The 15,658-nt window shown below is 63.0% G+C and carries 11 protein-coding genes and 4 tRNA genes; all 15 read left to right on the forward strand.

Features of this window, described 5'->3' with window-relative positions; translation table 11 throughout:
• The first annotated feature begins 21 nt into the window (after positions 1-21).
• Complete coding sequence (gene trpC, locus ACEOAB_RS02230) at positions 22-822, forward strand: indole-3-glycerol phosphate synthase TrpC (RefSeq protein WP_413748813.1); 801 nt, start codon at positions 22-24, stop codon at positions 820-822.
• Positions 819-1,526, forward strand: a complete 708-nt coding sequence (locus ACEOAB_RS02235; protein ID WP_413748814.1) for a uracil-DNA glycosylase — start codon at positions 819-821, stop codon at positions 1,524-1,526. The genes trpC and ACEOAB_RS02235 overlap by 4 nt, the downstream gene beginning before the upstream one ends.
• Before the next feature lie 106 nt (positions 1,527-1,632).
• Positions 1,633-1,718, forward strand: a tRNA-Tyr gene (locus ACEOAB_RS02240).
• Positions 1,719-1,783: 65 nt separating this feature from the next.
• A tRNA-Gly gene (locus ACEOAB_RS02245) sits at positions 1,784-1,857 on the forward strand.
• 41 nt (positions 1,858-1,898) lie between these two features.
• Positions 1,899-1,973, forward strand: a tRNA-Thr gene (locus tag ACEOAB_RS02250).
• A 74-nt stretch (positions 1,974-2,047) separates the two neighbouring features.
• Complete coding sequence (gene tuf / locus ACEOAB_RS02255; RefSeq protein ID WP_108143266.1) at positions 2,048-3,241, forward strand: elongation factor Tu; 1,194 nt, start codon at positions 2,048-2,050, stop codon at positions 3,239-3,241.
• A gap of 21 nt (positions 3,242-3,262) precedes the next feature.
• Positions 3,263-3,338, forward strand: a tRNA-Trp gene (locus ACEOAB_RS02260).
• A gap of 102 nt (positions 3,339-3,440) precedes the next feature.
• Positions 3,441-3,824 carry a preprotein translocase subunit SecE gene (gene secE / locus ACEOAB_RS02265; RefSeq protein ID WP_007831049.1) on the forward strand — a complete coding sequence of 128 codons (384 nt, stop codon included), beginning with the start codon at positions 3,441-3,443 and terminating at the stop codon, positions 3,822-3,824.
• A gap of 3 nt (positions 3,825-3,827) precedes the next feature.
• The gene (gene nusG / locus ACEOAB_RS02270; protein ID WP_007831050.1) at positions 3,828-4,430 is read left to right on the forward strand and encodes a transcription termination/antitermination protein NusG; all 603 of its coding nucleotides are present in this window, start codon (positions 3,828-3,830) and stop codon (positions 4,428-4,430) included.
• 137 nt (positions 4,431-4,567) lie between these two features.
• Positions 4,568-4,999, forward strand: coding sequence for a 50S ribosomal protein L11 (gene rplK, locus ACEOAB_RS02275; RefSeq protein WP_007831051.1), 432 nt, complete (start codon positions 4,568-4,570; stop codon positions 4,997-4,999).
• The gene (gene rplA, locus ACEOAB_RS02280; protein ID WP_007831052.1) at positions 5,000-5,698 is read left to right on the forward strand and encodes a 50S ribosomal protein L1; all 699 of its coding nucleotides are present in this window, start codon (positions 5,000-5,002) and stop codon (positions 5,696-5,698) included. It begins immediately after the preceding gene.
• 248 nt (positions 5,699-5,946) lie between these two features.
• Positions 5,947-6,486: a 50S ribosomal protein L10 gene (rplJ, locus tag ACEOAB_RS02285; RefSeq protein ID WP_413748815.1), complete on the forward strand. Its 540-nt coding sequence runs from the start codon at positions 5,947-5,949 to the stop codon at positions 6,484-6,486.
• 48 nt (positions 6,487-6,534) lie between these two features.
• A complete protein-coding gene (rplL, locus tag ACEOAB_RS02290; protein ID WP_007831060.1) occupies positions 6,535-6,909 on the forward strand; it encodes a 50S ribosomal protein L7/L12 in 375 nt (124 codons plus the stop codon).
• Positions 6,910-7,205: 296 nt separating this feature from the next.
• On the forward strand, positions 7,206-11,330 hold the full coding sequence (rpoB, locus tag ACEOAB_RS02295) for a DNA-directed RNA polymerase subunit beta (protein WP_413748816.1): 4,125 nt from the start codon (positions 7,206-7,208) through the stop codon (positions 11,328-11,330).
• 21 nt (positions 11,331-11,351) lie between these two features.
• Positions 11,352-15,587, forward strand: coding sequence for a DNA-directed RNA polymerase subunit beta' (gene rpoC / locus ACEOAB_RS02300; protein WP_413748817.1), 4,236 nt, complete (start codon positions 11,352-11,354; stop codon positions 15,585-15,587).
• The last annotated feature ends 71 nt before the right edge of the window (positions 15,588-15,658 follow it).

Below are 15,658 nucleotides of genomic sequence, written 5' to 3' on the forward strand. Positions count from 1 at the left end.
AGAAACCGGAACCCCAAAGCTATGTCCGACATCCTCGACAAGATCATTGCCGTCAAGCACCAGGAAGTGGCCGCGGCCCTGAAGCGCGCGCCGCTCGAAGCCGTTCGCTTCGACGCCGAGAGCCGCGTGCTGACGCGCGATTTCGAAGCCGCGCTGCGCGCCAAGATCGCCGCCGGCCATGCCGCCGTGATCGCCGAAGTCAAGAAGGCCAGCCCGAGCAAGGGCGTGCTGCGTGAAGACTTCATTCCCGCAGACATTGCACAGAGCTACGCCGAAGGCGACGGAGAGATCAGTGCAGCCTGCCTTTCGGTGCTGACCGACAAGCAGTTCTTCCAGGGCGGCGTGGACTACCTCAAGCAGGCCCGCGCCTCGTGCGACCTGCCGGTGCTGCGCAAGGATTTCATCATCGACGCGTACCAGGTGTACGAATCGCGCGCGATGGGCGCCGATGCGATCCTGTTGATCGTCGCGTGCCTCGACGACGCGCAGATGAAGGACTACGAAGCGATCGCGCGCGGGCTGGGCATGGCGGTGCTGGTGGAGGTGCACGACGCTGCCGAACTCGACCGCGCACTCAAGCTGAAGACCGCGCTGATCGGCGTCAACAACCGCAACCTGCGCAACTTCGAGGTGTCGATCCAGGCGACCATCGATCTGCTGCCCAGGCTGCCGGCGGACCGCCTGCCCGTCACCGAATCGGGGATTGCCACGCGCTCGGACGTGGCGACGCTGCGCGCTGCCGGCGTCAATGCCTTCCTGGTCGGCGAGGCGTTCATGCGCGCCAAGGAGCCCGGCGAGGCCCTCGCTGCGTTGTTCAAATGAATCGGCCTGATCAGCTGTCGAGCAGCGATCCCGCCGACTGGCCGGTAGCGCCCGGCTGGCAGCCGCTGGTCGACGACTTTTTCGGCGGCGCTGTCGGGCAGAAGTTGCTGGGTTTCCTGCGCGAACGCCTCGATGCGGGCGCCGTGATCTTTCCGCCGCAGCCGCTGCGGGCGCTGGAACTCACGCCGCCCGAAGAGGTGCGCGTGGTGATCCTGGGCCAGGACCCGTACCACGGACGCGGCCAGGCCGAGGGGCTGGCGTTTTCCGTGGCGCCCGGCGTGGCGTTGCCGCCGTCGCTGCGCAACATCTTCAAGGAGCTTCAGCGCGACCTCGGCGCGCCGCAGCCGCCGTTTCCCAATCCGGGCGGCAGCCTGGTGAAATGGGCGACGCACGGCGTGCTGTTGCTCAACACCTGCCTGACGGTCGAAGAAGCGCAGCCCGCCAGCCATTCCGGGCGCGGCTGGGAAGTGCTGACGGACGCCGTCATCCGCCATGTTTCGGCTGGCGCCAAACCTGTTGTTTTTATGCTGTGGGGCTCGCACGCGCAGAGTAAGCGCGCGTTGATCGACGTTGGGCGCCATAAGGTGCTGATGTCGAATCATCCGTCGCCTCTTTCGGCGTTGCGCCCGCCCGTGCCGTTCATCGGCTGCGGTCATTTCGGCGAAGCGCGCGCATGGCGGGAGGCGCAGCGGCCGGAGGGTTGAACTTCGGAGATAATCGTGGGCTCACGCCTCGGGCAGTTCTTCCGCATCTTCTTGATGCTGGGATTTCTGGGTAGTCACAAAACCGTGCTATATTTCGAGGTTCGCCGGAGAGGTGGCCGAGTGGTTAATGGCAGCAGACTGTAAATCTGCCCTCTTACGAGTACGCTGGTTCGAATCCAGCCCTCTCCACCAGCGATGAATTTGGTTTCTAGGAGCGATTGGATCTAGCGCTTTGGGTGCCTTGAAATGCCCCTGATGCGGGAGTAGTTCAATGGTAGAACCCCAGCCTTCCAAGCTGATGACGCGGGTTCGATTCCCGTCTCCCGCTCCAGAGATCCGGTTCGGCGCAGGCATGCGATTTGGTTAGACAAAGCCCTTTTGGCTCAGTGGTAGAGCACTCCCTTGGTAAGGGAGAGGTCGCGGGTCCGATTCCCGCAAAGGGCACCAGTTTTTGGGGGTTGCAACGGCAGCTTTGCAACCCATCTGCATACGTTGAAAACGTTTTTTTTCGGAGTCGAAAAATGGCAAAAGGTAAATTCACCCGCACCAAGCCGCACGTGAACGTGGGCACGATCGGTCACGTCGACCACGGCAAGACCACGCTGACGGCGGCGATCGCCACGGTGCTGTCGGCCAAGTTCGGCGGCGAAGCCAAGGCCTACGACCAGATCGACGCGGCTCCTGAAGAAAAGGCCCGCGGCATCACGATCAACACCGCGCACGTCGAGTACGAAACGGCCAACCGCCACTACGCACACGTCGACTGCCCCGGCCACGCCGACTACGTGAAGAACATGATCACCGGCGCCGCCCAGATGGACGGCGCCATCCTGGTGTGCTCGGCCGCCGACGGCCCGATGCCCCAGACCCGTGAACACATCCTGCTGGCTCGCCAGGTGGGCGTGGGCTACATCATCGTGTTCCTGAACAAGTGCGACATGGTCGACGACAAGGAACTGCTCGAGCTGGTCGAAATGGAAGTCCGCGAACTCCTCGACAAGTACGAATTCCCCGGCGACGACACCCCCATCATCCACGGCTCGGCCAAGCTCGCCCTCGAAGGCGACAAGGGCGAACTGGGCGAAGGCGCCATCATGAAGCTGGCCGAAGCGCTGGACACCTACATCCCGACGCCCGAGCGCGCCGTGGACGGCACCTTCCTGATGCCCGTCGAAGACGTGTTCTCGATTTCGGGTCGCGGCACCGTCGTGACCGGCGCTGTCGAGCGCGGCGTGATCAAGGTCGGCGAGGAAATCGAGATCGTCGGCATCCGCCCGACCGTCAAGACCACCTGCACCGGCGTGGAAATGTTCCGCAAGCTGCTGGACCAGGGCCAGGCTGGCGACAACGTCGGCGTGCTGCTGCGCGGCACCAAGCGCGAAGAAGTCGAACGCGGCCAAGTGCTGTGCAAGCCCGGCTCGATCAAGCCGCACGTGCACTTCACCGCCGAGGTGTATGTCCTGTCGAAGGACGAAGGCGGCCGTCACACGCCGTTCTTCAACAACTACCGCCCGCAGTTCTACTTCCGCACGACGGACGTGACCGGCGCGATCGAGCTGCCCAAGGACAAGGAAATGGTCATGCCCGGCGACAACGTCAGCATCACCGTGAAGCTGATCAACCCGATCGCGATGGAAGAAGGCCTGCGCTTCGCCATCCGTGAGGGCGGCCGCACCGTAGGTTCGGGCGTCGTGGCGAAGATCCTCGACATCTAAGCCGAGCGAAAAGAGTACCGGAGGGGTATAGCTCAATTGGCAGAGCGTCGGTCTCCAAAACCGAAGGTTGTAGGTTCGATTCCTACTGCCCCTGCCACCTAGGTGGCACCCCGAAAAAGCCCATCGTGACCCGATGGGCTTCGGCGTCTCAAGAGACGCATTGAATAGAAGGCCGAAAGGCGCAGGAAATCAGCCAACCATGGCCACTTCTCAAATCGAAACCGTGAGCACCGGCGCAGACAAGGCCAAGTTGGCCGCGGCTGTTGTGCTGGCAGTGGGCGCCATCGTGGCGTTCTATCTGCTGTCGCGCCAAGGCTCGCTGGTCCAGTGGGCTGCGCTGCTGGTCGGCCTGGCCGCTGCGGTGGGCGCCTTTGGCAGTTCGGAGAATGGCCGTCAGTTGTGGGCTTTTGGCCGCGACTCGTGGCGCGAGGTCAAGAAGGTCGTGTGGCCGACCCGCAAGGAAGCAATGCAGATGACGGCTTATGTGTTCGCCTTCGTGGCGATCATGTCCGTCTTCCTCTGGCTCACCGACAAGACGCTCGAATGGGTGTTTTTCGACCTCATTCTGGGCTGGAGAAAGTAAGCAATGACCGACGACGTAGTTGAAACCACGCCTGAAGAGGAAAACACTCCGATTCTGGCTCCCGCCGCCAACCCCGATCTGCGTTGGTACGTGGTGCATGCCTATTCGGGCATGGAAAAGGCCGTCGAGCGCAACATCACCGAGCGCATCAACCGCGCCGGCATGCAGGACAAGTTCGGCCGCATCCTGGTTCCGACCGAAGAAGTGGTCGAGATCAAGAACGGCCAGAAGCGCACCACCGAGCGCCGCTTCTTCCCTGGCTACGTGCTGGTCGAAATGATCATGGACGACGAGAGCTGGCACCTGGTGAAGCACACCAACAAGGTGACGGGTTTCGTGGGCGGCGCCAAAAACCGTCCGGCCCCGATCTCGCAGAAAGAGGTCGAGGACATCGTCAGCCAGATGCAGCAGGGCACCGAGAAGCCGCGCCACAAGGTCGAGTTCACCGTCGGCGAATTCGTGCGCGTCAAGGAAGGCCCGTTCACCGACTTCAACGGCACGGTCGAAGAAGTCAACTACGAGAAGAGCAAGGTCAGCGTGTCGGTCATGATTTTCGGCCGCGCGACGCCTGTGGAGCTCGAATTCAGCCAGGTCGAAAAGACCTGAGCCACAGGCCGCAAGGCCTGAAGCATTCCCGGCTGCGCGTTGTCCGACTCGGCGCGCGGCCTTGATCGAAGAGTCGTTCAACCCCGGGGAGCCTTGGCCGCAAGCCAAGGCGATATCACCCGCAAGGAGCAAAAAGCATGGCGAAAAAAATCGTCGGCTTCATCAAGCTGCAAGTGCCAGCTGGTAAGGCCAACCCGTCCCCGCCGATCGGTCCCGCACTCGGTCAGCGCGGTCTGAACATCATGGAGTTCTGCAAGGCGTTCAACGCGCAAACCCAAGGCGTCGAGCCGGGTCTGCCGCTGCCGGTGGTCATCACCGCGTTCGCTGACAAGAGCTTCACCTTCATCATCAAGACGCCCCCGGCGATCACCTTGATCAAGAAGGCCATCAAGCTGGAAAAGGGCTCGGCCCGTCCGCACACCGACAAGGTCGGCAAGATCACGCGCGCACAGCTCGAAGAAATCGCCAAGGCCAAGATGAAGGACCTGACTGCCGCCGACCTCGACGCAGCAGTTCGCACCATCGCCGGCTCGGCCCGCTCGATGGGCGTGAATGTGGAGGGCGTGTAAATGTCCAAGATCACCAAGAAGCAAAAGTCGCTCGCAGGCAAGGTCGACAGCAACAAGCTGTACCCGCTGGCTGACGCGATCGTCATCGTCAAGGACGCCGCTACCGCCAAGTTCGACGAATCGATCGACGTGGCTGTGCAGCTCGGCATCGACGCGAAGAAGTCGGACCAAGTCGTGCGTGGCGCCGTCGTGCTGCCCAACGGCACCGGCAAGACCAAGCGCGTCGCCGTGTTCGCCCAAGGCGCCAAGGCTGAAGAAGCCAAGGCCGCCGGCGCCGACATCGTCGGCATGGACGACCTGGCTGCCATGGTCAAGGCTGGCGACATGCCTTTCGACGTCGTGATCGCCGCACCGGACGCCATGCGTGTCGTCGGTACGCTCGGCCAGATCCTCGGCCCGCGCGGCCTGATGCCCAACCCCAAGGTTGGCACCGTGACCCCGGACGTCGCCACGGCCGTGAAGAACGCCAAGGCTGGCCAGGTCCAGTTCCGCGTCGACAAGGCCGGCATCGTGCACGGCACGATCGGCCGTCGCTCGTTCGACAACGACAAGCTGCAGGGCAACCTCGCCGCGCTGATCGACGCTCTGGTCAAGGCCAAGCCGGCGACCAGCAAGGGCGTGTACCTGCGCAAGGTGGCTGTGTCGTCGACCATGGGTCTGGGTGTCCGCGTGGACACGCAAACCATCTCGGCGAGCTAAAGAGATTTGCCCTGCCCGAAAGGGTAGGGCGGATGTGGTGGGTCGCGGCAGCTCCGGTTGCTGCGGGCCATCCAAGACCGCTGGTGTGCAGGGCGCTGCACTTAATCGCCGGATCGATCCTTCCGGTATCCAGCGCAGATGGCGATCCCGCTGCAAGGAATTTGATTTTTGTTCCGAAACAGTTGTTGGTCGCTGCATGAAGCGCGATCCCAGGCCCCGGCCGAAGATCGCATTAAAAGGAGTAGACCTTGAGTCTGAATCGCAGTGAGAAAGAAGCGGTCATCAGTGATGTGACCAGCCTCGCCGCAAAAGCTCAAACGCTCGTGATGGCGGAATACCGTGGCATCACGGTGGCCGATATGACCAAACTGCGTACCGAAGCACGCAGCAAGGGTGTGACCCTGAGTGTTCTGAAGAACACCCTGGCACGCCGTGCTGTCGCCGGTAGCGCGTTTGAGATTGTTGGCGACCAGATGACCGGTCCGCTGATCTACGGCTTTTCCGAAGACGCAGTGGCTGCCGCCAAGGTGGTGGCCGACTTCGCGAAGACCAACGACAAGTTGGTGATTCGCGGTGGCGCGTTTGGCGGCAAGGCCCTGGACGTGAACGGCGTGAAGCAACTGGCCAACATCCCTTCGAAGGAAGTGCTGCTGGCGCAATTGCTGGGCTTGATGCAATCCCCGATCTCTCGTACCGCCCGCGTGCTCGCGGCGCTGGCCGAGAAGCGCGGTGGTGGCGAAGCTGCACCCGTCGCCGATGCACCGGCAGAAGAAGCGCAGGCCGCCTGAGCGCGCCCTCGTTTTTTGAATATTCAACCCAATTGTTAGGAAACAAAAATGGCATTCGATAAAGACGCATTTCTGACCGCACTCGACGCGATGACGGTCCTGGAACTCAACGACCTGGTGAAAGCCATCGAAGAGAAGTTCGGCGTGAGCGCCGCTGCAATGTCGGCTCCGGCCGCCGGTGGTGGCGCTGCCGCCGCTGTGGTCGAAGAAAAGACCGAATTCAACGTCGTGCTGGCCGATGTCGGCGCGAACAAGGTGTCGGTCATCAAGGCCGTGCGCGAAATCACCGGCCTGGGCCTCAAGGAAGCCAAGGACCTGGTGGAAGCCGCTCCCAAGGCTGTCAAGGAAGGCCTGTCGAAGGCTGACGCCGACGCCGCCAAGAAGAAGCTGGAAGAAGCCGGCGCCAAGGTGGAACTGAAGTAATTCAGACCCCCTAGAGGGCTGGAGGTGCCTGAAAAGGCCCTCCAGCCTTTGCCGCTTTCAGAGCGCACCCGAAAGTCGGCTTGATTGCCGGCTTCTCCGGAGACCTTCAGGTCGACGGGAAAGTCAAAATCAAGCGGATTTCCGAGTGTCTTCTGACCCCGACTGCAGAAGATCCCTTGGTTCGGGCGATGTGCAATGCATCGCCGTCCGCCAACGGCTGGTAGTGGCCAGCCGCCAAGCAGTGGTGCCTCGGCACTGCTGACAAGTCGCTGAAGATCTCAAGCACCGGAGCTCTCATGGCCCAATCGTCCGCGTACAGTTACACCGAACGCAAGCGCATCCGAAAAAGTTTCGGTAACCGCGACAGCGTCGTCGAAATCCCCTACCTGCTGCAGATGCAGAAAGACGCATACACCGCGTTCCTGCAAGCCGGCATCCCCCCGAAGCAACGCACCGTCGAAGGCCTGCAGGCCGCATTCGACGCCGCGTTCCCGATCGTCTCGCACAACGGTTTTGTCGAGATGAAGTTCCTCGAGTACAACCTGGCGAAGCCGGCTTTCGACGTGCGTGAATGCCAGACCCGTGGTCTGACCTTCGCCTCGGCCGTGCGCGCCAAGGTCCAGCTCATCATCTATGACCGCGAGTCGTCGACGTCGCAGTCGAAGGTGGTCAAGGAAGTGAAGGAACAAGAGGTCTACATGGGCGAAGTTCCGCTCATGACCGACAAGGGTTCGTTCATCATCAACGGCACCGAGCGCGTGATCGTCTCGCAGCTGCACCGTTCGCCGGGCGTGTTCTTCGAACACGACAAGGGCAAGACGCACAGCTCGGGCAAGCTGCTGTTCTCGGCCCGCGTGATTCCCTATCGCGGTTCGTGGCTCGACTTCGAGTTCGACCCGAAGGACATGCTGTACTTCCGCGTGGACCGTCGCCGCAAGATGCCGGTCACGATCCTGCTGAAGGCCATCGGCCTGAACCCGGAATCGATCCTCGCGAACTTCTTCGTGAACGACAACTTCCGCCTGATGGACAGCGGCGCGCAGATGGAGTTCGTCTCCGAGCGCCTGCGCGGCGAAGTTGCGCGCTTCGACATCACCGACAAGTCGGGCAAGGTCGTGGTCGCCAAGGACAAGCGCGTCACCGCGCGCCACACGCGTGAACTCGAGCAGGGCGGCACCACGCACATCAGCGTGCCGGAAGACTTCCTGGTCGGCCGCGTGATCGCCCGCAACATCGTCGACGCCGACTCCGGCGAAATCCTGGCCAAGGCCAACGACGAGCTGACCGAAGCGCTGCTGAAGAAGCTGCGCACGGCCGGCGTGCAAGACGTTCAGGTGATCTACACCAACGAACTCGACCAGGGCGCGTACATCTCGCAAACCCTGCGCATCGACGAAACGGTGGACGAATTCGCCGCGCGCGTGGCCATCTACCGCATGATGCGCCCCGGCGAGCCGCCGACGGAAGACGCGGTGCAGGCCCTGTTCCAGCGCCTGTTCTACAACCCGGACACGTACGACCTGTCGCGCGTGGGCCGCATGAAGTTCAACGCCAAGGTCGGCCGCGACGAATCGACCGGCCCGATGGTGCTGACCAACGAAGACATCCTGGCCGTGGTCAAGATCCTCGTCGATCTGCGCAACGGCAACGGCGAAGTCGACGACATCGACCATCTGGGCAACCGTCGCGTGCGTTGCGTCGGCGAACTGGCCGAAAACCAGTACCGCACCGGCCTGGCACGTATCGAGAAGGCCGTGAAGGAACGTCTGGGTCAAGCGGAGCAAGAGCCGCTGATGCCGCACGACCTGATCAACAGCAAGCCGATCTCGGCGGCGCTGAAGGAATTCTTCGGCGCATCGCAGCTGTCGCAGTTCATGGACCAGACGAACCCGCTGTCCGAAATCACCCACAAGCGCCGCGTGTCGGCCCTTGGCCCGGGCGGTCTGACGCGCGAACGTGCAGGCTTCGAAGTGCGCGACGTGCACGTGACCCACTACGGCCGCGTGTGCCCGATCGAAACGCCTGAAGGCCCGAACATCGGTCTGATCAACTCGCTGGCCCTGTACGCCCGCCTGAACGAATACGGCTTCATCGAGACGCCGTACCGTCGCGTGGTGGACAGCAAGGTCACCCACGAGATTGACTACCTGTCGGCCATCGAGGAAGGCAAGTACGTCATCGCCCAGGCCAACGCGGCCCTGGACAAGGACGGCGTGCTGACCGGCGACCTGGTCTCCGCGCGTGAAGCCGGCGAATCGATCCTGGTCGGTGCCGAGCGCATCCAGTACATGGACGTGTCGCCCGCACAGATCGTGTCGGTGGCCGCATCGCTCGTGCCGTTCCTGGAGCACGACGACGCGAACCGCGCGTTGATGGGCGCCAACATGCAGCGTCAGGCCGTGCCTGTGCTGCGCCCCGAAAAGCCGATGGTCGGTACCGGTATCGAGCGCGTCTCCGCAGTCGACTCGGGCACCGTGGTCACGGCCACCCGCGGCGGTATCGTCGACTACGTCGATGCGACCCGCGTCGTGGTGCGCGTGAACGACGCCGAAGCGGCTGCCGGTGAAGTCGGTGTGGACATCTACAACCTGATCAAGTATCAGCGTTCGAACCAGAACACCAACATCCACCAGCGCCCCATCGTCAAGCGCGGCGACAAGATCGCCAAGGGCGACGTGGTGGCCGACGGCGCATCGACCGACCTCGGCGAACTGGCCCTCGGCCAGAACATGCTGATCGCGTTCATGCCGTGGAACGGCTACAACTTCGAAGACTCGATCCTGATCTCGGAACGCGTCGTTGCCGAAGACCGCTACACCTCGATCCACATCGAGGAACTGGTGGTGATGGCCCGCGACACGAAGCTGGGCGCCGAAGAAATCACGCGCGACATCCCGAACCTGGCCGAGCAGCAGCTCAACCGCCTCGACGAATCCGGCATCATTTATGTCGGTGCCGAAGTGCAGCCGGGCGACACGCTGGTGGGCAAGGTCACGCCGAAGGGCGAGACCACGCTGACGCCTGAAGAGAAGCTGCTTCGCGCCATCTTCGGCGAGAAGGCTTCCGACGTGAAGGACACCTCGCTGCGTGTGGACCAGGGCTCGCAAGGCACCGTGATCGACGTGCAGGTGTTCACCCGCGAAGGCATCACGCGCGACAAGCGCGCCCAGCAGATCATCGACGATGAACTCAAGCGCTTCCGCCTCGACCTGAACGACCAGCTTCGCATCGTCGAAGCCGACGCGTTCGACCGTATCGAGAAGCTGCTGACCGGCAAGGTCGCCAATGGCGGCCCGAACAAGCTGGCCAAGGGCACCAAGCTCGACAAGGCCTACCTGTCGTCGGTCGAGAAGTTCCACTGGTTCGACATCCGTCCGGCGGAAGACGAAGTGGCGACGCAGCTCGAGTCGATCAAGAACTCGCTGGAGCAGACGCGCCACAGCTTCGACCTCGCGTTCGAAGAAAAGCGCAAGAAGCTCACGCAGGGCGACGAGCTGCCCGCGGGCGTGCTCAAGATGGTCAAGGTCTACCTGGCCGTCAAGCGCCGCCTGCAACCCGGCGACAAGATGGCCGGCCGCCACGGCAACAAGGGTGTGGTGTCGAAGATCGTTCCGGTCGAAGACATGCCCCACATGGCCGACGGCACGCCGTGCGACATCTGCCTGAACCCGCTGGGCGTGCCTTCGCGGATGAACGTGGGCCAGGTGTTGGAAGTGCACCTGGGCTGGGCGGGCAAGGGCATCGGCCAGCGCATCGGCGACATGCTGCAGCAGGAGGCCAAGGTGGCCGAGCTGCGCAAGTTCATGGAGCAGCTGTACAACGGCTCGGGCCGCAAGGAAGACATCGCCTCGCTGAACGACACCGAACTGCTCGAAATGGCAGCGAACCTGCAGAACGGCGCGACCTTCGCGACGCCTGTGTTCGACGGTGCTTCGGAAGAAGAAATCCGCGGCATGCTGAAGCTCGCCTACCCGGACGACATCGCCAAGCTCAAGGGCCTGACCGATACGCGCACGCAGGCCTACCTGTTCGACGGCCGCACCGGCGACCAGTTCGAGCGTCCCGTCACCGTCGGCTACATGCACTTCTTGAAGCTGCACCACCTGGTGGACGACAAGATGCACGCCCGTTCGACCGGCCCGTACTCGCTCGTCACGCAGCAACCGCTGGGCGGCAAGGCGCAGTTCGGCGGCCAGCGTTTCGGGGAAATGGAAGTGTGGGCGCTGGAAGCTTACGGCGCCGCTTACGTCCTGCAGGAAATGCTGACCGTGAAGTCCGACGACGTGCAAGGCCGTACCAAGGTGTACGAAAGCATCGTCAAGGGCGAGCACTCGATCGAAGCCGGCATGCCGGAATCGTTCAACGTGCTGGTCAAGGAAATTCGTTCGCTGGGGCTCGACATCGAGCTCGAGCGTTCTTAAGTTGAAAAGGGAAAGAGTCTTATGAAATCGCTACTCGACCTGTTCAAGCAATTCACGCCCGATGAGCATTTCGATGCCATCAAGATCGGCATGGCTTCGCCCGAGAAGATCCGCTCGTGGTCTTTCGGCGAAGTGAAGAAGCCAGAGACGATCAACTACCGCACGTTCAAGCCCGAGCGCGACGGCCTGTTCTGCGCCAAGATCTTCGGCCCCATCAAGGACTACGAGTGCCTGTGCGGCAAGTACAAGCGCCTGAAGCACCGCGGCGTGATCTGCGAGAAGTGCGGCGTTGAAGTCACGCAGACCAAGGTGCGTCGCGAGCGCATGGGTCACATCGACCTGGCCGCGCCCTGCGCCCACATCTGGTTCCTGAAGTCGCTGCCGTCGCGCCTGGGCCTCGTGCTCGACATGACGCTGCGCGACATCGAACGCGTGCTGTACTTCGAAGCCTACGTGATCACCGACCCCGGCATGACCCCGCTGAAGAAGTTCGGCATCATGTCCGAGGACGACTACGACGCAAAGCGCAAGGAATACGGTGACGAGTTCGTCGCCAAGATGGGCGCCGAAGGCATCAAGGACCTGCTCGAAGGCATCGAACTCGACAGCGAGATCGAACGCCTGCGCGGCGACCTGACCGGCTCCGAAGTCAAGGTCAAGAAGAACTCCAAGCGCCTGAAGGTGCTCGAGGCCTTCCGCAAGTCGGGCATCAAGCCCGAGTGGATGGTGCTCGACGTGCTGCCCGTGCTGCCGCCGGACCTGCGTCCGCTGGTGCCGCTGGACGGCGGCCGCTTCGCGACCTCCGACCTGAACGACCTGTATCGCCGCGTCATCAACCGCAATTCGCGCCTGCGCCGCCTGCTGGAGCTGAAGGCTCCGGAAATCATCGCGCGCAACGAAAAGCGGATGCTGCAAGAGGCGGTCGACTCGCTGCTGGACAACGGCCGCCGTGGCAAGGCCATGACGGGCGCCAACAAGCGCGCGCTGAAGTCGCTGGCCGACATGATCAAGGGCAAGAGCGGCCGCTTCCGCCAGAATCTGCTGGGCAAGCGCGTCGACTACTCGGGCCGTTCGGTCATCGTGGTGGGCCCGACGCTCAAGCTGCACCAGTGCGGCCTGCCGAAGCTGATGGCGCTCGAGCTGTTCAAGCCCTTCATCTTCTCGCGCCTCGAAGCCATGGGCATCGCGACCACGATCAAGGCTGCCAAGAAGGAAGTCGAATCGGGCACGCCGGTGGTCTGGGACATCCTGGAAGAGGTCATCAAGGAGCACCCGGTCATGCTGAACCGCGCTCCGACGCTGCACCGTCTGGGCATCCAGGCCTTCGAACCCATCCTGATCGAAGGCAAGGCCATCCAGCTGCACCCGCTCGTTTGCGCGGCCTTCAACGCCGACTTCGACGGCGACCAGATGGCTGTCCACGTGCCGCTGTCGGTGGAAGCGCAGATGGAAGCCCGCACGCTGATGCTGGCCTCCAACAACGTGCTGTTCCCGGCTTCGGGCGAACCGTCGATCGTTCCTTCGCAGGACGTGGTGCTGGGTCTGTACTACACGACCCGCGACCGCATCAACGGCAAGGGCGAGGGCCTGATCTTCTCCGACATCGGTGAAGTGCAGCGCGCGCTCGACGCCAACGAAGTCGAGCTCACGGCCAAGGTGGCAGTGCGCATCACGGAGTACACCAAGGACAAGGAAACCGGCGTGTTCACGCCGTCGACTTCGCTCGTGGACACCACCGCGGGCCGTGCCCTGCTGTCCGAGATCCTGCCGAAGGGCCTGCCGTTCTCGAACATCAACAAGGCGCTGAAGAAGAAGGAAATCTCCAAGCTCATCAACGTCTCGTTCCGCAAGTGCGGCCTGAAAGAGACCGTCGTGTTCGCCGACAAGCTGCTGCAAAACGGCTTCCGCCTGGCGACCAAGGCCGGTATCTCGATCGCGATCGACGACATGCTGGTGCCCGCCGAGAAGCACGGCATCATCGAGCGCTCGGCCAAGGAAGTGAAGGAGATCGAACAGCAGTACGTCTCCGGTCTCGTGACCTCCGGCGAGCGCTACAACAAGGTCGTGGACATCTGGGGCAAGGCCGGCGACGAAGTGTCGAAGGTCATGATGGCCAAGCTCTCGAAGCAGAAGGTCATCGACCGCCACGGCAAGGAAGTCGAGCAGGAGTCGTTCAACTCCATCTACATGATGGCCGACTCCGGCGCCCGCGGTTCCGCAGCGCAGATTCGCCAGGTGGCCGGTATGCGTGGCCTGATGGCCAAGCCGGACGGCTCGATCATCGAGACGCCCATTACCGCGAACTTCCGCGAAGGCCTGAACGTGCTGGAGTACTTCATCTCCACCCACGGTGCCCGTAAGGGTCTGGCCGACACGGCGCTGAAGACGGCGAACTCGGGTTACCTGACCCGTCGTCTGGTCGACGTGACGCAAGACCTGGTCGTGACCGAGCAGGACTGCGGCACGCACGGCGGCTACCTGATGCGCGCCATCGTCGAAGGCGGTGAAGTGATCGAGTCGCTGCGCGACCGTATCCTCGGCCGCTCGGCTGCGGACGACGTGCTGCACCCGGAAAACCGTTCGGTGCTGCTGAAGGCCGGCGAGATGTTCGACGAAGACAACATCGAAGTCCTGGAAGCCCAGGGCGTCGACGAAGTCAAGGTCCGCACCGCGCTGACCTGCGAAACCCGCTTCGGCATCTGCGCGACCTGCTACGGCCGCGACCTGGGCCGTGGCGGCCTGATCAACATCGGCGAAGCCGTCGGTGTGATCGCTGCCCAGTCCATCGGCGAACCCGGCACGCAGCTGACGATGCGTACCTTCCACATCGGTGGTGCCGCTTCGCGTGCCGCCATCGCTTCGAGTGTGGAAGCCAAGTCGAACGGCTCGATCGGCTTCAACGCCACGATGCGCTACGTGACCAACAGCAAGGGCGAGCTGGTCGTGATTTCGCGTTCGGGCGAGATCGTCATCCATGACGAGCACGGCCGCGAACGCGAACGTCACAAGGTGCCGTACGGCGCCACGCTGACGGTCAAGGCAGACCAGCAGATCAAGGCCGGCCACGTGCTCGCCAACTGGGACCCGCTGACCCGCCCGATCATCACGGAATTCGCCGGCAAGACGCAGTTCGAAAACGTCGAGGAAGGCCTCACGGTTGCGAAGCAGGTGGACGAAGTGACCGGTCTGTCGACCCTGGTCGTGATCGATCCGAAGCGCCGCGGCGCTGCCAAGGTCGTTCGCCCGCAGGTGAAGCTGATCGACGCGCAAGGCCAGGAAGTGAAGATCCCCGGCACCGATCACTCGGTGACGATCGGCTTCCCGATCGGCGCGCTGGTGCAGATCCGCGACGGACAGGACGTGGGCCCCGGCGAAGTGCTGGCGCGTATTCCGGTCGAAGGCCAGAAGACCCGCGACATCACCGGCGGTCTGCCGCGCGTGGCCGAGCTGTTCGAAGCCCGTTCGCCGAAGGACAAGGGCATGCTGGCCGAAATGACCGGTACCGTGTCGTTCGGCAAGGAAACAAAGGGCAAGATCCGCCTGCAGATCACCGATCCGGAAGGCACGGTCTGGGAAGACCTCGTGCCGAAGGAAAAGAACATCCTGGTGCACGAAGGCCAGGTGGTGAACAAGGGCGAAAGCGTGGTCGACGGCCCGGCGGACCCGCAGGACATCCTGCGCCTGCTGGGTTCGGAAGAACTCGCACGCTACATCGTGGACGAAGTGCAGGACGTGTACCGCTTGCAGGGTGTGAAGATCAACGACAAGCACATCGAGGTGATCGTTCGCCAGATGCTGCGCCGCGTCGTGGTCGACAACATCGGCGAGACCGGCTACATCTCCGGCGAACAGGTCGAACGCAGCGAAATGCTCAACACCAACGACGCCCTGCGCGCCGAAGGCAAGATCCCCGCAACGTTCACCAACCTGCTGCTGGGTATCACGAAGGCCTCGCTGTCGACCGACTCGTTCATCTCGGCCGCGTCGTTCCAGGAAACGACGCGCGTGCTGACCGAAGCCGCGATCATGGGCAAGCGCGACGAGCTGCGCGGCCTGAAGGAAAACGTCATCGTCGGCCGCCTGATTCCCGCAGGCACCGGTATGGCGTACCACCAGGCCCGCAAGGTCAAGGACGCCATGGACGAAGCCGAGCGCCGCGCCATCGCCGAATCGGAAGCTGCCGAACTGGCAGGCTCCGCCGAGAGCGATGCGACGACCAGCACGGCGGACGCCAGCGAAGGCGCTGCGACCGAATAACTGGGTAGCATCACCGGCATGACCGGTACACACGCCCCCCGACCGCCCCCGGTTGGGGGGCGTTTTTCTTT

This window comes from Variovorax sp. Varisp53 (assembly GCF_059491555.1).